Raw genomic sequence first — 17474 nt, forward strand, 5'->3', positions numbered from 1 at the left:
CGGCGGCGTGGTGGGATCAGCCCGGGGTCAGAGCAGTTCCAGGTAGTCGTTGACCCGGTCGTAGGCCACCGTCAGCAGGGTCAGCGGCTCGTCCGAGGCGGCCAGCAGCCGGCGGCACGCGGCGATGTTCGCGCCGGTGGACGGCCCCGCGCCGATGCCCTCCGACTGCATCAGCCGGCGCATCCCATCGATCGCGTCCGCCTCGCTCACCGCGACCATCTCGTCGATGATCTCGGTGTTGAGTACCGGCGGGATCATGCCGATGGACAGCCCCTGGATCCGGTGCGGGACGAAGACGTCGGCGAACATGTCGCAACCCTCTGGCTGCACGCCGAGGATGCGCAGCCCGCCCTGGTGCTGCCGGAGCACCTCACCGATGCCGGTGAGGTGCCCGCCGGTGCCGATGCCGGCGACATAGCAGTCCACCCGGGTGCCGTCCAGATCGGCGATGATCTCGCGGACGGTGGTCAGCCGGTGGATCTCCGGGTTGGCCGGGTTGGCGGCCTGGTTGAGCATGACGTACTCGGGGTGTTCGAACTGGATCTCGGTGGCCAGCTCACCGTGCGAGTTGTTGCCCCGGGTGCTGTCGGAGAGCCGGACATCCACCCCGAAACTCGCCAGCAGGCGACGCTTCGACTCGCTGTAGTTGTCCGGAATGACCAGCACCACCCGGTAGCCGAGCACTGCGGCGGCGATCGCGATCCCCATCCCGGTGTTGCCCCCGGTCGGCTCCAGGATGGTCTGCCCGGAGCCCGGCTTGAGCAGGCCCTCCTGCTCCGCCGCCCGGATCATGTGCAACGCGATGCGCATCTTGTGGCTGCCGCCCGGGTTGTTCAGCTCCAGCTTGAGCAGGATCTCCCCGGGCAGGTCGGCGGTGAGCCGGCTGAGCCGCACCAGCGGGGTGCCGCCGACGGTGTCCAGAATCGAGTCACGGATGCCCACCTCAACCCACCTCCGCCGCGCGCCGGTCCGGACCGGGCAGGAACCGCAGCTCGGTGTACTCGCCATCGACGCAGCGGAACAACCGCGCCTCCCGGACGCCGGTGTCGTCGATGCCGACCACCAACTGCTCCAGCGTCGGATAGAGCGGTACCCCGTCGATCAGCGCGTTGCGCCGGTCCTCGTCACTGAAGTAGGCCCGACCGTTGGGATGCGAGTGGTAGAGCACCACCACCGGATCGTCCCCGTCGAGGTGGTCCTCCAGATAGATCAGGTCGGCCGGGGGCAGCACGTAGCCGGTGGCGGCGTCGCGCGGGAACCGGACCGGGTCCTGCCGGTGCATCTCGTCGGCCATGTTGCGGGCCTCGTGCACCCGCCCGCTGGCGTGCACGAACCCGCACGCCTCCCCGGGGTAGGCGATCCGCGCGTGCTCGTAGATCGCGTCGAGGGTCGCCCCGTCGAGTGGGGAGCCGGCATCCGGGACCGCCGGTGCCGGTGCCGATCTGCCGCCGCTCGCCTTCTTGGTCAGACCGAACGCGGCGAGCATGACCACGGCCAGGACCACCGCCAGGGCCGGCAGCGCCGAATTCTCCAGCACCGCCGACCCGAACAGGGCCACCACCGGGAAGAGCACGAAGACGTACGACACCAGCACCGCGTCGACGTGCTGGAGCAGGTAGAAGTAGGCGGCGAAGCCGATCACCGAGCCGACCAGCCCGAGATAGAGCACGCCGGTGAGGGACCGGCCGGAGATCGCGCCGAGATCGGGTCGCTCGACCGTCACACCGAGGATGACCAGGCCCAGCGCGCCGAGCCCGATCGGCAGGGTCTCCTGGGTGAGCACGTGCACGGTGCCGCCGTAGCGCGCCATCACCGCGTAGGTCAGGGCGTGCATCACCGCGGCGAGCAGCACGGCGGCCGGCGCGAGGATGCCCCGGGCGCTGATCCCGGCGGTCAGTTGGACGATGCCGACCAGACAGCCGAGGCCGATCACCACGCCGGCCCACTGCATCCAGCTCACCGAGATCCGCGAGATCAGCACCGAGAAGAGCAACAGGAAGACCACGACCGACGAGAAGATCAACGCGGCCAGGCCGGAGCTGATGTGCTGCTCGCCGTAGTTGATCAGGGCGTACGGGACGGCGATGTAGACCACCGCGATGAACGGCACCACCCAGCGTCGCCCCGGCGGCGGCAGCAACGACACCCCCGGTGCGGCGAGACAGACGGCCAGCAGGAACGGGAAGGCCACCAGGAAGCGCAACCCGGCGGCGGTGATCGGGGGCAGGGTCTCCACGCTCATCTTCATGCCGTACCAGGTGGTTCCCCAGATCAGGCACACGAGCAGGTAGAGCAGCCCGAGCTGCCACGGGCCGACGCGCCGGCCGGTGTCGTTCGTCATGTCATGTCTCCTGGTCACGCGAAGCCGAACTCGTCGAGCGCCCGCCACAGTTGCTGGAGGTTGTAGAGGACCGTCTCGTTCCCGCAGGTGTCGATGATCCGGAGCCGCTCGTCGGTGCCGGGGCGGTTCACCGCGCACCGGACCCGCCGGTCGTCTCGTTCGAGGACCACCACCGGGCGGTGCTGGCCGGTGCTGGTCACCAGGTCGACCTCGATCGCGGCCAGGCCGGTGCCGTGCACCTCGACCACGCCCTCGCAGACCGGGACGACGCCGAAGACCCGGACGTTGCACTCGCCGGAGGTGCCCTGGTACTGGTTGAGCAGCCGCACCCGGCGGTGGCTCGGCACGTCGGTGGTGACGATGATCCCGGGCCCGATCAGCACGTCGTCCCCGACCGTCACCGCGCCGAGGATGCGGGCGAACGCCCCGACCTCGACCCGGTCGCCGAGCCGGGGGTGCCGCCGGCCGCTGGGGTTGTCGGCGATGCCCCGGGCGCCGAGCACGACGCCCTGGAGGATGTACGCGTCGTCGCCGATCACCGTGGTCTCGCCGATCACGGTGCCGAGCCCGTGGTCGATGATCAGCCGTCTCCCGATCGTGGCGCAGGGGTGGATCTCCACGCCGGTGCGGACCTTGGCGACCTCGGAGACCCGGCGGGCCACGGCGAGCCGGACGTCGTGGCCCAGCGGGGTGTCCTCGGCCCGGTGGATGGCGTGCGCCACCCGGTAGGCGAGGGTCGCCCGGTAGGCGATGTAGCTGTCCCAGACGTACCGCCACGAACCGCCGGCGGCCGGGTCCCGGCGGGCCAGCGCGAGCAGGTCCTCCATGGCGTGGGCGCAGATGGTGCGCAGTCGCTGCGGTGCCAGCAGCACCTGGGTGACCGCCGAGGACGCCTCGGCCTCGGTGATCCGCAGGACCTCCTGACGCAGCAGCGGCCCCAGGGCGTCGGTCGACTCGGGGGCCCCGTCGGCCTCACGGGGGGATGCGTCGGGGGTCGGCGACGACGGCTTGTCGCCCGGCGGAGGGTTCGGTGTGGAGCCGGCGCGGGGGGCGGGTACGCGCTGCCCCGTGCCGTTCGAGCCCGCGGTTTCGTGCAACGACGACTCCATGCGGCTCCTGCTCCCCGTTCTGCTTGGAACCGTCTCCTTTGGCGGCTCGAGTGAGGTGACACTCGCTGCGGCGCCACGATCGGGAAGCTGGCACTGGCCGCCGAGGCGATGCCAGATGGTAGTCACAGCCCCCCGCTAACGTGACGATGGAATATTGCTCAAGTCAGTGGCTGAGGGAAATAGCCAATCCTCAGTCCATTGGGGGGAGAGCATGAACGCGGAAGAGTTGGCCGCTCAGCTCGGTGCGTGGAAGCAGGACCAGACCCGGCTCTACCGGGGGCTGGCCGAGCAGCTGCGGCTGCTGATCCGGCTCGGTTCGCTGCCCCCGGGCAGTGAGCTGCCCCCGGAACGCCGGCTCGCCGTGGAGTTGGCCGTCAGCCGGACGACCATCGCCCAGGCGTACAGCCTGTTGAAGGACGAGGGCTGGCTGGTCAGCCTCCAGGGCAGCGGCACCCGGGTCGCGCACGCCCAACCCGCCGTCGCGCCGCCTGCCGACTACGGCGCCGCGGCGAGCGGCTTCATCGCCGACGTGGTCCGCGACCGGGTCCGGGCGGTCGACCTGACGGTCCCGTCGCCACCGCCCGGCCCGTGGCTGATGACGGCGATGTCCCGGCTGCCCGCCCTGGCCGCCGCGGCGCTGCCCGGCCGGGTGTACGAACCGGCCGGCTACCCCGCGCTGCGGGACCGGATCGCCGGCAAGCTGACCACCGACGGCCGGGTCACCGCCGCCGAGGAGGTGATCGTGACCAACGGCGCCACCCAGGCGCTGTCCCTGCTGGCCGGCGCGTTGACCCGCCGGGGCGACACCGTGCTGGTGGAGGAGTTGACCTGCCCGACCGTGCTGGCGTCCCTGCGTACCGCCGGACTGCGACTGGTCGTCGTGCCGATCGAGCGGGAGGGCGCCGACCCGCAGGCGGTCGAGGCGGCCGTCCGACGGTACGAACCCTCGTTCATCTACCTCATTCCGACCTACCACAACCCGACCGGGTGGACGATGACCGAGCACCGCCGCGCGGCGGTCGCCGCCATCGCCCGCCGGTACGGGGTCCCGCTGGTGGAGGACCTCACCCTCGCCGACACCCGGATCGACGGTCCGCTACCGCCGCCCCCGATCGCCGCGTACGCCCCCGGCGCGCAGATATACACGGTGGGCAGCCTCAGCAAGGTCTGCTGGCCGGGCCTGCGGATCGGCTGGCTGGTCGGGCCCCGCCGGGAGCTGCAACGGATCGTGCACCTGCGGGCGATGTACGACCTGGGCTGCCCGCTGCCCACCCAACTGCTCGCCGTCGAACTCCTCGACGACCTGCCGCAGATCCGCCTCGAACGGCAACGGGAACTGCTCCGCCGCCGCGACACCCTGCTCGCCGCGCTCGCCGAGCACCTGCCGCAGTGGCGGCACGAGTCACCGCACGGCGGGCTCAGCGTCTGGTGCGCGACCCCCCGCCCCCTGCAACAGCTCAACCACGTCGCCCAGCGGCACGGCATGCAGTTGATGCTCGGTGCGCACTTCGCCGTGGGGGCCCGCTCCTACCTGGACCATGTCCGCCTCCCCTTCACCCTCGACGAGGGTGAGCTGGTCGAGGTGGTCAAGCGGCTGGCCGGCTACTGGGTCGAGGCCGGGTGTGGCTAGGCTCACGGTCCGCGACGATAGGTAGTACGCTGCGCCTCCATGGGCATCTCCCACCACGGACGCACCCAGCGTCTCGACCTCGCCGACCCGTCCCTGCGCGAGTGGACCTGCCGGGTGGTGCACGTCGACCCCGAGCGTGGCATCGTGCTGGACCGGTCCGCCTTCTATCCCGGCGGCGGCGGTCAGCCACCGGACCACGGCGTCCTGCTGTGGCAGGGGGTGCAGACCCGGATCGTCGGCACCCACAAGGGCGACGACCTCTACCTGATCCCCGCCGAGGGTGACCCGGTGCCGCCGGTCGGTGCCGAGATCCAGGGCGCGATCGAGGACGAACGCCGGTTCACGCTGATGCGCACCCACTCCGGGCTGCACGTGCTCTGCGGGGTGGTGTTCCGCGACTTCGGTGCGTTGGTGACCGGCGGCAACATGGAGCCGGGCGAGGCCCGGATGGACTTCAACCTGCCGCAGCCCCCCGAAGGCTTCAAGGGGCTGCTGGAGGAGGCGGTCAACAAGGAGTTGGCCACCGACCGACGGGTCTCCGTACGGGTGCTGCCGCGCGACGAGGCGCTGGCCATCCCCGACATCGTGCGTACCCAGACCAACCTCATCCCCCCGGACGAGCAGGAGGTCCGGATCGTCGACATCGAGGGCCTCGACGTGCAGGCCGACGGCGGCACCCACGTCGCGTCCATCGGGCAGGTCGGGCGGCTCCAGGTCGTCAAGGTGGAGAGCAAGGGCAAGCAGAACCGTCGGGTCCGCATCCGCCTCGTCGGCTGACCCGCCGCTCCGGACCGACCCGCCGCTCCGGACCGACCCGCCGCTCCGGACCGACCCGCCGTTGCGGGTCGGCCGGGCCGAGCGCGCAGGGCGGGTCAGGCTTCGGCGGTCTGCCGGGCGGCGTCGATTCGGGCCCGCGCGCCGTCGAGGGAGCGTTGACAGGCGGCGGCGAGCTGCTCGCCCCGTTCCCACAGCGCCAGCGACTCCTCCAACGACGTGCCGCCGGCCTCCAGCCGCTCCACCACCTGGGCCAGCTCGGCGCGGGCCTGCTCATAGCTGAGCTGCTCGTCGGGCTTCCGGTCGCTCATCTCGTCCTCATCTCCTCGACGGTCGCGGTCAGCTCGCCCTCGGCGAGGCGTACCCGCAGCGGATCGCCCTGGGCCACCTCGCCGGCCGCCCGGACCACGTGCCCGTCGACCCGCTGCACGATGGCGTAACCCCGGTCCAGGGTGGCGGCGGGGGAGAGCGCCCGCAGCCGGGCCAGGGTGTGCCGCAGGTCGGCGGTGGCCGCGTCGAGCCGGTGGGTCAGGCTGCGCCCCGCCCGGTCGCGCAACGCGGTCACCTCGGCTGCCCGCTGCTCGACCATCACCTGCGGGCGGGCCAGCACCGGCCGGGACCGCAGCAGGGTCAGCCGGTGCGACTCCCGGTCGACCAGGTTGCGGACCGCCCGTTCCAGCCGGGACCGGGCCTGGCCGATCAGGCGTACCTCGTCGGCCAGGTCGGGGACGACCCGCTTGGCGGCGTCCGTCGGGGTGGAGGCGCGGACGTCGGCGACGTAGTCGACCAGCGGGGCGTCCGTCTCGTGGCCGATCGCGCTGACCACCGGGGTACGGCAGGCGAAGACCGCCCGGCACAGCGCCTCGTCGGAAAAGGGCAGCAGATCCTCGATGCCGCCACCACCCCGGGCCAGGATGATCACGTCGATGGTCTCGTCGGCGTCGAGGACCCGCAGCGCGTCGACGATCTGCGACACCGCACCCGGCCCCTGCACCGCCACGTTGACGGTGCGGAACTCCACTGCCGGCCAGCGCCGCCGGGTGTTGGTCAACACGTCCCGCTCGGCCGCCGACGCCCGACCGGTGATCAGGCCGATCCGCTGCGGCAGGAACGGCGGTCGGCGCTTGCGGGCCCGGTCGAACAGCCCCTCGGCGGCGAGCAGCTTCTTGAGCTTCTCCAACCGGGCCAGCAGCTCACCCAGCCCGACCTGGCGGATCTCGTCGGCGCGCAGGCTCAGCGTGCCCCGGGCCGCATAGAACTCCGGCTTGGCGTGCAGCACCACCCGGGCACCCTCGCGCAGCTCCGGAGCCCCGGAGTCGAGGACGTCCCGGTTGGTGGTGACGGTGAGGCTGAGATCGGCCGACGGGTCGCGCAGGGTGAGGAAGACGGTGCCCGCCCCCGGCCGGCGGCTGATCTGTGCCACCTGCCCGTCCACCCAGACCCAGCCGAGCTTGGCGATCCAGGCACCGACCTTCTGGCTGACCACCCGGACCGGCCAGGGCTCCTCGGGGGTGCTGCGCGGGGCGTCGGTCACCCGCCCACCCTACGGTCCACCTCCGACGAACCCGGGCAGCCCCGACGGCACCGCCCGACCGGGCCGTCGTGCCCCCGCTGTGGTACGGGTCGCAGCCACTGCCGGTGCGGATGTCGGCACGTACGATGGGTGGGTGACCGAGGCTGAGGCGACCCCCAAGACCGGCAAGCGTGTCCTCCTGGCCAAGCCCCGCGGCTACTGCGCGGGGGTGGACCGGGCGGTGCAGACCGTCGAGGAGGCGCTGAAGCTCTACGGTGCCCCGATCTACGTCCGCAAGCAGATCGTGCACAACAGGCACGTGGTGCAGACCCTGGAGGCCCAGGGTGCGATCTTCGTGGAGGAGAACGAGGAGGTGCCGGAGGGCGCCACCGTCATCTTCTCCGCGCACGGCGTCGCCCCCGAGGTCTACGAGCAGGCGAAGGCCCGGTCGCTCAAGGCGATCGACGCGACCTGCCCGCTGGTGACCAAGGTGCACCAGGAGGCCAAGCGGTTCGCCGCCGAGGACTACGACATCCTGCTGATCGGCCACGAGGGGCACGAAGAGGTCATCGGCACCGCCGGCGAGGCCCCCGCCCACATCCAGCTGGTCGACGGCCCGGACGACGCCGACAAGATCACCGTGCGGGACCCGAGCAAGGTCGTCTGGCTCTCCCAGACCACCCTGTCGGTGGACGAGACGCTGGAGACGGTGGCCCGGCTCAAGACCCGGCTGCCGCTGCTCCAGTCGCCGCCCAGCGACGACATCTGCTACGCCACCTCCAACCGGCAGCACGTGGTCAAGGAGATCGCCGCCGACTGTGACGTGGTGATCGTGGTCGGCTCGCGCAACTCGTCCAACTCGGTACGCCTGGTGGAGGTGGCCCTGGACGCCGGGGCCCGCGCCGGGCACCTGGTCGACTTCGCCCACGAGATCGACGACGCCTGGCTGACCGGTGCCGCCACCGTCGGCCTGACCTCCGGCGCGAGCGTGCCGGACGAGCTGGTCCAGGACGTGCTGGCGTACCTGGCCGAGCGGGGTTTCACCGACGTCGACGAGGTGGTGACCGCCAACGAGCGGCTGACCTTCTCGCTGCCCCAGGAACTCAAGCGTGACATGAAGGCCGCCGCCCGCGGCTGACCCGCCGCCGCCCGCGGCTGACCCGCCACCCCGGTCGGCGCATCGGGGCGCGCTCTCGCGGATCGATGCCGGTCGCCCGGAACGGAACACGGACGGGGTGCGTCCCAATGGGTATGAGAACTCCTCGGATGGCGTTCGTCGTGCTGGCCGCCGGTCTGGCGCTCGCCGGCTGTGGCAGCGGGGACGACACCACCGGCCCGCCGGCCACGCCGACCAGCTCCCCGACGACCACCCCATCGGCCACCGTGCCGCCGTCCGTGCCGCCGGCCACGGTGGCCCCGTCGGCGCCATCCATGGGTGCTTCGGTGCCGCCCGGTGCTTCGGTGCCGCCCGGCGGGCCCAAGCTGCCGTCCGGCGGGCCGAAGGTGCCGCCCGGTGCGGGCGCGACCGAGTTGACCGGCACGGTCGAGTCGGGGATCGAGCCGGGGTGCCTGCTGCTCGGCGGTCACCAACTGGTCGGTGGCCCCAGGGACGTGCTCGTCGTGGGGGCCCGGGTCAGCGTCACCGGCCGGGCCCAGCCCGACCTGATGAGCACCTGCCAACAGGGCGTCCCGTTCGTGGTGGAGTCCGCCCGCCGCTCCTGATCCGCCCGGACCCCACGCCGACGCCCAACCCCGACCCCGTGCCCGTGCTCGGCCCCGTGAGATCGACGCAATGTCGCCGATATGGCGGTGTCCGGCTGCTCCGAAACCGCTGTTGGGACGATATGGCGAGCGGGCCCGGGGTCGACGAACGCGGAGCCGGCGGTCCCGATCGGGGCCGGCGGGCCGGGCGGACCGGGCGGGCCGGGTGAGCAGGTGGGCCGGGTGAGCAGGTGGAGCGCGTGGGGGTGGGCTAGGAGCGCTCGTCGGTGGGGAGCAACTCGGGGGCCTGGGGTTGGCGGGGGGCCAGCTCGACCTGGGCGGGGACGGCCAGCTCCTGGTCGGAGACGCCCAGCTCGGCCAGCTTGCGTGCGCTGACCAGCACCCGCGCCTCCAGCGAACCGACCGCCCGGTTGTACGCCGTCACCGCGCCGCCGAGCGAGGTGCCGAGCTTGCCCACGTGATCGCCCAGGGTGGACAGTCGGCCGTACAGCTCACGGGCCAGCGAGTGCACCGCCACCGCGTTGCGGGCCAGCGCCTCCTGCCGCCACGAGTACGCCACCGTCCGCAGCAGCGCGACCAGGGTGGCCGGGGTGGCCAGCACCACGTCGCGGGCGAACGCGTGCTCCAGCAGCGTCGGGTCGCGTTGCAACGCCACGTCCAGGAACGGGTCGGCCGGCACGAACAGCACCACGAACTCCGGGCTGCTGTCGAACGCCGCCCAGTAGGTCTTCGCGGCCAGCGCGTCGACGTGCCCGCGCAGGTGCTTGGCGTGCCGGTCGAGGTGGGCGTCCCGGCCGCGTTCGTCGCGCGCCTCCATCGCCGTCAGGTAGGCGTCGAAGGGGGCCTTGGCGTCCACCACCACGGTCCGCCCGCCGTGCAGCCGGACCACCAGGTCGGGGCGGACCCCCTGGTGGTCGGTGGCGGCGGTGACCTGCTCGCTGAAGTCGCAGTGCTCCAGCATGCCGGCCGCCTCGACGATCCGGCGGAGCTGGTGCTCGCCCCAGCGCCCGCGTACCTGCGGGGCGCGCAGCGCGGCGACCAGCTGTTTGGTCTCGGTCCGCAGCTCACTGGAGACGGCACCCATCGAGCGGACCTGTTCGCGCAGCTCGGCGTAGGCGTCGACCCGGTCGCGTTCCAGCTCGCCGACCCGCACCTCGTAGCGGCGCAGGGTGTCGTGCAGCGGGGCGACCGCGCGGGCCACCGCCTCCTGGGACTGGGCGGTCGCCTCGTAGCTCAGCGCGCGCATCGACTGCTCCAGCCGGCCCTCGCCCTCCCGGGTGGCGGCGAGGGTGGCCTCCAGCCGGGCGATCTCGGTGGCCGACCGGGAGCGGGCGGCGTACCAGCCGACCGCCCCGCCGGCGGCGAGGCAGACGACCACCACGGCCAGCGTCGAGAAGTCCATCACCAGAGCTTGCCAAACGGGTACGACTCGACGCCCCCGGGTACGTTCGTAGGATGGAATTTCTGCTCGTGGCGATCCTGATCGCCCTGCTGGCCGGTGGTTTCGTCTGGTGGCGGCGGGAGAAGGCGGCCCGGGAGGCGCGCAGCCTCGCCGACGTCCGGGCCGACGCCCAACGGTGGTACGAACGCCTCGGCGGTCAGGTGATGAACCTGCACGGCGACGAGCCGGCGGTGCGTCAGGCCCTGGTCGACGCCGGTGAGCGGTACAACGCGGCGGGCAGCCAGCTGGAGCAGGCGCGGACCGTCCACCAGTTCCGGCTGGCCCGGGAGACCGCCCTGGAGGGACTCGCCTACGCGCGGGCCGCCCGGGTGGCGCTCGGGCTGGACCCCGGCCCGGAGTTGCCCCCGCTGGCCGCCGCGCAGGGCGCCGGGGAGATCACCCGGGAACGCCAGGTGGACGTGCAGGGGCAGACCTTCAAGGCCGGCCCGCAGCCCGGCCGGGACACCCCGTACTACTACCCCGGCGGGCGCTACCAGGGGCGGGCGGTGCCGTCCGGGTGGTATTCGACGCCCTGGTGGAAGACCGCGCTGGGGGCCGGCGTCGGCGTGGTCGGCGGCATGCTGATCGCCGATGCGCTCTTCTCGCCGGCCTTCGCCGACCCCGGCTACGCCGCCGCCGGCGGTGACTTCGCCGGCGGTGACTTCGGTGGCGACGGTGGCGACTTCGCCGGCGGTGACTTCGGCACCGCGGGTGACGTCGGCAACAACGACTTCGGCACCGCCGGTGACTTCGGCGGTGGTGACTTCGGGGGTGGTGACTTCGGCGGCGGCGACTTCGGGGGTGGCGACTTCTGAAGTCCCGCCCACTTCCCGCACGCCCCTGCGCCAGGCGCGGGAAAAGGGCCCCTCCCATCCGCGAACGCGGCGGGAAGGGGCCCTTTCCCGCGTTGTCAGCCGGTGTTGCGCATCCCGGCGGCGATGCCGTTGACCGTGGTGAGCAGGGCACGCTCCAGGGCCGTACCGTCGCTGGGGGCGCGTCGGCCGCCCGGCGCGGTGGCCACCGCCCGGCCGGCGGCGCCGGAGTCGCGGTACTGCTGCAGCAACGCCACCTGGAGGTGGTGCAGCGGCTCCAGGTAGGTGTCGCGCACCGCGAGGGTGCGCTGGAGCACCGGCGAGTTCTCCAGCAGGGCCGGCGACGAGGTGACCGCCAGCACCTCCTGCTTGGTCAGCTCGTACTCCTGCGCGATCTTGTCGAAGATCGGGTGCAGCGGCTCCGGGACCAGCGTCTCCACGTACCGGCGGGCGATGCTGAGGTCGGTCTTGGTCAGCATCATCTCCACGTTGGACAGGAACGTGCGGAAGAAGTGCCAGTTGCGGTTCATCTCGGCCAGCACGTCCTCCAGGCCGGCCGCGCGGGCGGCGGCGAGGCCGGAGCCGACCCCGAACCAGCCGGGCACGATCTGCCGGGTCTGCGTCCAGCCGAACACCCACGGGATGGCCCGCAGCCCGCCCAGGCCGGCCCCGGTGTTGGGCCGCTTCGCCGGCCGGGAGCCGATGTTGAGCGCGCCCAGCAGCTCGGTCGGCGTGGACGCCCAGAAGTACGCCGGCAGGTCCGGGTCCTCGACCAGGCCCCGGTAGGACCGGAAGGCCGACTCGGAGACCACGTCCATCGCCGCGTCCCAGCGTTCCAACTGCTCGGCGGGCTGCCGGGGCGCGGTGTGCAGCAGCGTGGCCTGGAGCACCGCGGCCACGGTCAGCTCCAGGTTCTCCCGGGCCAGCGCCGGCAGGGTGTACTTGTCGGAGATGACCTCACCCTGCTCGGTCACCTTGATCGCGCCGTCCAGGGTGCCGTAGGGCTGGGCCAGGATGGCCTCGTGGGTGGGGCCGCCGCCGCGCCCGACCGTGCCGCCCCGACCGTGGAACAACCGCAGGTGCACGCCGTGCTGGGCGGCCACGTCCCGCAGCGCCCGCTGGGCCCGGTGGATGGACCACTGGCTGGTGGTGATGCCGGCCTCCTTGTTGGAGTCGGAGTAGCCCAGCATCACCTCCTGCACGTCGCCCCGGGCCGCCACCAGCGCCCGGTAGGCCGGCAGGGAGAGCAGTTCGTGGAGCATCTCGCCGCCGGCGTTCAGCTCGGCCGGGGTCTCCAGCAGCGGCACGAAGCCGATCCGGGCCCGCCCGGTGTGCACGTCGACCAGCCCGGCCTCCCGGGCCAGCACCACCGCCGCGAGGACGTCGTCCACCCCGAGGGTCATCGAGATGATGTACGACTCGATGACCTCGCCACCGAACCGGTCCTGCGCCTCGCGGATGGTCCCGAACACGTCGAACGTCTTGCGCGCCCCCTCGGTCAACGGGGTGTCCAGGGCGGACAGCGGCCGGCGACCGGTCAGCTCGTCGGCGAGCAGCTTGGTGCGCGCCAGCCGGGTCAGCGACGGGTAGTCCGACACCTCGCCGACCGCCGCGTAGAGCTGGGTGAGCACCTCGTGGTGCTTCTCGGCGTGCTCCCGGACGTCCATGGTGGCCAGGTGCAGCCCGAACGCGGAGACGGTACGGATGGTCGAGGCCAACCGGCCGACGGCGGTGAGCTGCCCGGAGTTGCGGGCCAGCGAGGCGCGCAGCAGCTCCAGGTCGGCGACCAGCTCGCCGGAGCCCTGGTAGTCGCGGCCCGGCACGTGCGGGGTGCCGGCGCGCAGCCGCTCCCGGGTGTTGGCCAGTTTCGCCTTCACGCAGCGGGCCTTGAGCCGGTAGGGCTCCTCGGCGTTGACCCGGCGGAACCGGGGGGCCACGTCGGGCAGCGCGTCGAGGTCGGCGGCGAGGCTGGCCGACAGGTCCAGCGACACGGCGCGCAGCCGGCGGGAGACGGAGACCTCGTTGACCAGGTGCTCCATCGCCGCCTCGGTGGCCGCGATGCCGTGTTCGTGCTGGATGCGCAGCACCTCCCGGGTGACGACGGGGGTGACGAACGGGTTGCCGTCGCGGTCGCCGCCGATCCAGGTGCCGAAGGTCAGCGGGCGCGACGTCGGCGACGTCTCCACGCCGAGGGTGCGCAGCGTGTCGGCCAGGTCGTCGAGCACCTGCGGGGCGGCCTCGGCGTAGAGGTCGCGCAGGTAGTAGATGGCGTTGCGGGCCTCGTCGGTCGGGTCGGGCCGGTCGAGGCGCAGCTCGTCGGTCTGCCACATCAGGTCGAGCAGTTCGGCGAGGCGGCGGTTGGCCGGGCCCTCGTCGCTGGCGCCGTAGAGGATGGCGTTGGTGGTCTCGGTGTCCAGCTCGTCGGCGATGGCGCGCAGCTTGGACAGGATCGACCGGCGGGCCGCCTCGGTGGGGTGGGCGGTGAAGACGGGGCGTACCGCGAGGCGGCGGGCGGCGGCGGCGATCTCCTCGGCCGGCACCCCGCGCTCGGCGATCATCTTGGCGGCCTGGTCCAGCCAACCACCCTGGATCGCCCGGCGGCGGCGCAGGTCCCGGGCCCGGTGCACCTGCTCGGTGATGTTGGCCAGGTGGAAGTAGGTGGAGAAGGCGCGGGCCAGCTTGGTGCCGGTGGTCACGTCCAGCCCGCCGAGGCGCTGCGCGGCGGCTGGCGGGTCGGAGCGGACCTGGGCGCGGATCTCCTCGACCAGGTCGAGCAGCGGCCGACCCTCCTGCCGGGCCAGGGTCTGACCGAGCAGGGTGCCGAGCCGACGGATGTCGGCCCGCAGTGCCGCGTCGGGCCCGTCGTGATCATGCTGGTCGGTCACCGTGCGCTCCTTACGTGAGTACGAAGGACAGCGCTGTCCGACTCCCTGGATGGTATCCGCGCGGCCCGGTCCGGGAGGAAGGGGTTCGGTGTGTCACCTTCCCCACGATCGACGTGTCCCACCCCTCGTCCGCGCCGGATCGGCCCGGCGCTCCCGGAACAGGGCGGCGGTGAGCAGGCCGAGCAGCCCCAGGGCGGTCCAGATCAGCAGCCCCGCCAGCGGCCAGCGGGCGGACCGCCGGTCGAAGTAGACGGCCGACTTGAGTAGGTCGGTGGCGAGGCCGGGGACGTTCCAGCGGTGCATGCCGCGCAGCGCGGCGGGGAGGAACTCCGGGGCGTAGATGCCGCCCGAGCCGGGGTTGCCGAGCACCACCAGCAGCAGGATCACCAGCCCGGTGCCGAGCAGCCCCAGCCAGCCCTGCACGGCGGCGGCCACCATCGCGGCGGTGAAGACGGTGAGCACCCCGACGGCCGCCACGGTGACCAGGTCGTGGTCCCAGACGCCGAGCACCGGGCCGACCAGCACCGCGCCGATGGTCCCGAGCAGCACCGCGTGCACGGCCAGTGAGCCGATCCGCAGCCCGGCCCGGCGCAGGCCGCGCGGGGCGGTGCCGAGCGAGACACCGAGCGCGGTCGAGGCCAGGTAGCCGCCGAGCACCAGCCCGACGGCCAGATAGAACGGCACCAGGCCGCGCGGGTCGTCGGGGGAGACGGGCACCTGGTCGAGAACGGTGAGCGACAGTTGGGCCTGCCGGGCGGCCGGGGTGAGGACCTGGGTGACCAGTTCGGTGGCGGCCGGCGCGGAGGCGCTGGCGGTGGCGAGGGTGAGCGTGCCATCGGGGGCGGAGGTGAGCACGGCGTACACCCGACGGGCGGTGAGCGCGTCGTCGGCCGCGCCCGGGTCGGCGTACCCGATGGGCTCGATGGTGTCGGTGCGGGCCCGCACGGCGGTCAGCAGCGCCTCGGCGCGTTGGTCGCCGGTCACCACCCCGACCGGCACGTCCCGGGGGTGCGGCTGGTGCAGCGCGCCGACGTAGGCCGCGATGAACGCGGTGGCCAGCACCAGCGTGCCGAACAGCAGGGCTGCCGTGCGGGGCAGCCAGTCCGGGGTGCGCGGCTCCTCGTCCACGCCCTCAGCCTATGGCCGTAATGCGTGACTTAGGGGTTTTGTCGGGCGAAAACCGCTGGTGGTGGGCGGTAGGTTCCGATCGTGGCCCTTCCCGCATACCCCGCCAAGCCGAAGCCGGGTGACCGGGTCGCGGTGGTCTCCCCCTCCGCCGGCCTGCCGGGTCTCTTCCCGCACGTGCACGAGCTGGGCCTGCGCCGGCTGCGCGAGGAGTTCGGCCTGGTGCCGGTGGAGTATCCGACCACCCGGCAGACCCGGGCCGACCCCCGCGACCGGGCGCGTGACCTGACCGCCGCCTTCGCCGACCCGACGATCACCGCCGTGCTCGCCACCGTCGGCGGGGACGACCTGATCACCGTCACCCCGCACCTGGACGACGCGGTGCTGCGGGCCAACCCGAAGCCCTACTTCGGCTACTCGGACCACACCAACGTCCTCAACCACCTGTACCGGCTGGGGATGGTGGCCTACCACGGCGGCTCGGTGCTGGTGCACCTCGGCCGACCCGGAGCGCCGCACCCGCTGACCTTCGACTCGCTGCGCGCCGCCCTGTTCACCTCCGGCTGGTACGAGCTGACCCCCGCGCCGGAGTGGGGCGACGAACCGGGCGACTGGCGGGACCCCTCCACGCTCGCGGTCGCCCCACCGATGCGGCCCGGTGAGGGCTGGCGCTGGCGCGGGCCGTCGACGGTCGTCGAGGGCCGGACCTGGGGCGGTTGCCTGGAGATCCTGCACTGGCTGATGGCGGCCGACCGGGTCCCGTCGGCCGCGGAGTTGGCCGGCTCGGTGCTGGTCGTCGAGACCTCCAACGAGATGCCCGGCGCGCAGGAGGTGTTCCGGATCATGCGGAACATGGGGGAGCGGGGGCTGCTCGCCGCCTTCCCGGCGATCGTGGTCGGTCGGCCCAAGGCGTGGGACTTCGAACGGCCGCTGCCGGTGCCGGAACGACTCGCCTGGGCCGCCGCCCAACGGGGCGCCATCACCCGGGCGCTGGCCGCCTACCACCCGGACCCGGTGGTGGTCTTCGACGTCGATCTCGGCCACACCGACCCGCAGCTGATCGTCCCGTACGGCGGGGAGATCGTGGTCGACGCGGTCGAACGCCGGATCATGGTGCGCTACTGACGGCCCCGGTCGACGCGATCCGCGTTACCGGGCATCTCGTTTCAGCACGAAGACACCGGCACCTGGTGCGCCCTCCACCAGTCCGCGTGCCTTGAGCCAGTCGATGGCGGAGCGCACCACCTGGCGCGACACCTCGAACTCCGCGCACAGCTCGGTGCCCGAGGGCAGCTTGCTGCCCGGCGGGTACTCACCCGACTCGATGCGGTGGGTGAGGGTGTCGATCAGTTGCTGTTTCTTCGTGTAGGCAGGCATGGGCAGACTTCCGTGGCAGGTGAAGCCCATGTGATCACGGCGGCCGGCGGAGCGTCAATCAGAAGTGCTCACAGGTATTGACCTGACATGACAGGTAGTCATAGGTTGGGGTGGCGACCGTGGCAGGTCCGCCGCGTCAGTGCCGGGTGGCCGTGGCAGGACCGCCCGTCGAAACAGGGCGGCCCGGGGTGGAGCTGGCACTCCGCTCCCCGGGCCTTGACCAGGAAAGGACCCTGGCCCATGGGCAACCTACCGAATCCCACGCACCTGGTGAGTCCCGTCCGACCGTCGAACTCCGGCCATCCGCCGTGGTGCCTGCGTGGTCCGGACTGCGCCGGCCCGAACGACCTGCACCTGTCCCGACTCCTCGACGCGGCCGTACGCGGCGACGAGGTGATCCAGGTCCGGCTCGGCCTGTGGCGCATGGATGTCGGCCCGACCCCGCCGTCCGGGCTGCTGTTGGAGTGCTCGGCCGGCGAGGAGGTCGACCGCTGGCCGATCGGCCTCGCCCAGTCCCGCCGACTGGCCCGCCTGTCCCGCCACCTGATCAGCCAGCTCGACCCGCACCTGATCCGCGCCGCCTGAACACCTCCCGGGTGAGGCGCCGCAATGTCATGGATGTAGGGGTGTCTGCGAGCGGGGATGCCGCTACATCCGTGACATTGAGATGATCTTGGGTGGGGTGAGGGGCTCGTCGGGTGGGCGGGGATGGGGCGGTCGGCGGGGATAGGCTGGTCGTCGTGCA

The 17474-nt window shown here is 72.6% G+C and carries 16 protein-coding genes; 7 read left to right on the forward strand and 9 right to left on the reverse strand.

Annotated features, from left to right (window positions below):
• Nucleotides 1-27 precede the first annotated feature (27 nt).
• From GA0070216_RS19950 to GA0070216_RS19960, 3 genes are read right to left on the reverse strand one after another with little or no spacing between them, the layout of a single operon-like run.
• A complete protein-coding gene (locus GA0070216_RS19950) occupies nucleotides 28-942 on the reverse strand; it encodes a PLP-dependent cysteine synthase family protein (RefSeq protein ID WP_218108247.1) in 915 nt (304 codons plus the stop codon).
• Nucleotide 943: 1 nt separating this feature from the next.
• The gene (locus GA0070216_RS19955; RefSeq protein ID WP_091248126.1) at nucleotides 944-2341 is read right to left on the reverse strand and encodes an EamA family transporter; all 1398 of its coding nucleotides are present in this window, start codon (nucleotides 2339-2341) and stop codon (nucleotides 944-946) included.
• 14 nt (nucleotides 2342-2355) lie between these two features.
• Nucleotides 2356-3438 (reverse strand): serine O-acetyltransferase, encoded by a 1083-nt coding sequence (locus GA0070216_RS19960; protein ID WP_141723143.1) that lies wholly within the window; start codon nucleotides 3436-3438, stop codon nucleotides 2356-2358.
• Nucleotides 3439-3661: 223 nt separating this feature from the next.
• Here GA0070216_RS19960 and GA0070216_RS19965 point away from each other — a divergent pair, with 223 nt between their 5' ends.
• Nucleotides 3662-5080 (forward strand): aminotransferase-like domain-containing protein, encoded by a 1419-nt coding sequence (locus GA0070216_RS19965; RefSeq protein ID WP_091248131.1) that lies wholly within the window; start codon nucleotides 3662-3664, stop codon nucleotides 5078-5080.
• A 39-nt stretch (nucleotides 5081-5119) separates the two neighbouring features.
• Nucleotides 5120-5857 carry an alanyl-tRNA editing protein gene (locus tag GA0070216_RS19970; protein WP_091248134.1) on the forward strand — a complete coding sequence of 246 codons (738 nt, stop codon included), beginning with the start codon at nucleotides 5120-5122 and terminating at the stop codon, nucleotides 5855-5857.
• 95 nt (nucleotides 5858-5952) lie between these two features.
• On the opposite strand, the gene GA0070216_RS19975 is transcribed toward GA0070216_RS19970, so the two are convergent.
• Both GA0070216_RS19975 and xseA read right to left on the reverse strand, forming a co-directional pair.
• Nucleotides 5953-6165: an exodeoxyribonuclease VII small subunit gene (locus GA0070216_RS19975; protein ID WP_091248136.1), complete on the reverse strand. Its 213-nt coding sequence runs from the start codon at nucleotides 6163-6165 to the stop codon at nucleotides 5953-5955.
• Complete coding sequence (gene xseA, locus GA0070216_RS19980; RefSeq protein ID WP_091248139.1) at nucleotides 6162-7388, reverse strand: exodeoxyribonuclease VII large subunit; 1227 nt, start codon at nucleotides 7386-7388, stop codon at nucleotides 6162-6164. Before xseA ends, GA0070216_RS19975 begins: the two co-directional genes overlap by 4 nt.
• A 133-nt stretch (nucleotides 7389-7521) precedes the next feature.
• On the opposite strand from xseA, the gene GA0070216_RS19985 reads away from it, so the two are divergent.
• Nucleotides 7522-8505, forward strand: a complete 984-nt coding sequence (locus GA0070216_RS19985; protein ID WP_091248586.1) for a 4-hydroxy-3-methylbut-2-enyl diphosphate reductase — start codon at nucleotides 7522-7524, stop codon at nucleotides 8503-8505.
• 113 nt (nucleotides 8506-8618) lie between these two features.
• On the forward strand, nucleotides 8619-9089 hold the full coding sequence (locus GA0070216_RS19990; RefSeq protein WP_091248143.1) for a hypothetical protein: 471 nt from the start codon (nucleotides 8619-8621) through the stop codon (nucleotides 9087-9089).
• A 250-nt stretch (nucleotides 9090-9339) separates the two neighbouring features.
• Here the strand turns inward: GA0070216_RS19990 and GA0070216_RS19995 are convergent, their stop codons facing one another.
• Nucleotides 9340-10491 carry a DNA recombination protein RmuC gene (locus GA0070216_RS19995; protein ID WP_091248146.1) on the reverse strand — a complete coding sequence of 384 codons (1152 nt, stop codon included), beginning with the start codon at nucleotides 10489-10491 and terminating at the stop codon, nucleotides 9340-9342.
• A 53-nt stretch (nucleotides 10492-10544) separates the two neighbouring features.
• On the opposite strand from GA0070216_RS19995, the gene GA0070216_RS20000 reads away from it, so the two are divergent.
• Entirely contained in the window at nucleotides 10545-11345 is an 801-nt protein-coding gene (locus GA0070216_RS20000; RefSeq protein WP_091248149.1) for a hypothetical protein, read from the forward strand.
• Nucleotides 11346-11440: 95 nt separating this feature from the next.
• Here the strand turns inward: GA0070216_RS20000 and ppc are convergent, their stop codons facing one another.
• Nucleotides 11441-14227 (reverse strand): phosphoenolpyruvate carboxylase, encoded by a 2787-nt coding sequence (gene ppc, locus GA0070216_RS20005; protein ID WP_091248152.1) that lies wholly within the window; start codon nucleotides 14225-14227, stop codon nucleotides 11441-11443.
• A gap of 93 nt (nucleotides 14228-14320) precedes the next feature.
• Nucleotides 14321-15355 carry a hypothetical protein gene (locus tag GA0070216_RS20010; protein WP_091248155.1) on the reverse strand — a complete coding sequence of 345 codons (1035 nt, stop codon included), beginning with the start codon at nucleotides 15353-15355 and terminating at the stop codon, nucleotides 14321-14323.
• An 81-nt stretch (nucleotides 15356-15436) separates the two neighbouring features.
• On the opposite strand from GA0070216_RS20010, the gene GA0070216_RS20015 reads away from it, so the two are divergent.
• A complete protein-coding gene (locus GA0070216_RS20015) occupies nucleotides 15437-16477 on the forward strand; it encodes a S66 family peptidase (RefSeq protein WP_091248160.1) in 1041 nt (346 codons plus the stop codon).
• Between the two features lie 24 nt (nucleotides 16478-16501).
• On the opposite strand, the gene GA0070216_RS20020 is transcribed toward GA0070216_RS20015, so the two are convergent.
• Nucleotides 16502-16729 (reverse strand): winged helix-turn-helix domain-containing protein, encoded by a 228-nt coding sequence (locus GA0070216_RS20020; RefSeq protein WP_091248163.1) that lies wholly within the window; start codon nucleotides 16727-16729, stop codon nucleotides 16502-16504.
• 270 nt (nucleotides 16730-16999) lie between these two features.
• Here GA0070216_RS20020 and GA0070216_RS20025 point away from each other — a divergent pair, with 270 nt between their 5' ends.
• Nucleotides 17000-17314, forward strand: a complete 315-nt coding sequence (locus GA0070216_RS20025) for a hypothetical protein (RefSeq protein ID WP_141723144.1) — start codon at nucleotides 17000-17002, stop codon at nucleotides 17312-17314.
• The last annotated feature ends 160 nt before the right edge of the window (nucleotides 17315-17474 follow it).

This window comes from Micromonospora matsumotoense, from assembly GCF_900091525.1.
GTDB lineage: Bacteria > Actinomycetota > Actinomycetes > Mycobacteriales > Micromonosporaceae > Micromonospora > Micromonospora matsumotoensis.

Coding starts and splice junctions, on each gene's coding strand:
- GA0070216_RS19990 (WP_091248143.1), top strand. CDS start 8,619: ATGAGAACTCCTCGGATGGCGTTCGTCGTGCTGGCCGCCGGTCTGGCG.
- GA0070216_RS19965 (WP_091248131.1), top strand. CDS start 3,662: ATGAACGCGGAAGAGTTGGCCGCTCAGCTCGGTGCGTGGAAGCAGGAC.
- GA0070216_RS20000 (WP_091248149.1), top strand. CDS start 10,545: ATGGAATTTCTGCTCGTGGCGATCCTGATCGCCCTGCTGGCCGGTGGT.
- GA0070216_RS19975 (WP_091248136.1), bottom strand. CDS start 6,165: ATGAGCGACCGGAAGCCCGACGAGCAGCTCAGCTATGAGCAGGCCCGC.
- GA0070216_RS19955 (WP_091248126.1), bottom strand. CDS start 2,341: ATGACGAACGACACCGGCCGGCGCGTCGGCCCGTGGCAGCTCGGGCTG.
- GA0070216_RS20020 (WP_091248163.1), bottom strand. CDS start 16,729: ATGCCTGCCTACACGAAGAAACAGCAACTGATCGACACCCTCACCCAC.
- GA0070216_RS19970 (WP_091248134.1), top strand. CDS start 5,120: ATGGGCATCTCCCACCACGGACGCACCCAGCGTCTCGACCTCGCCGAC.
- GA0070216_RS19995 (WP_091248146.1), bottom strand. CDS start 10,491: ATGGACTTCTCGACGCTGGCCGTGGTGGTCGTCTGCCTCGCCGCCGGC.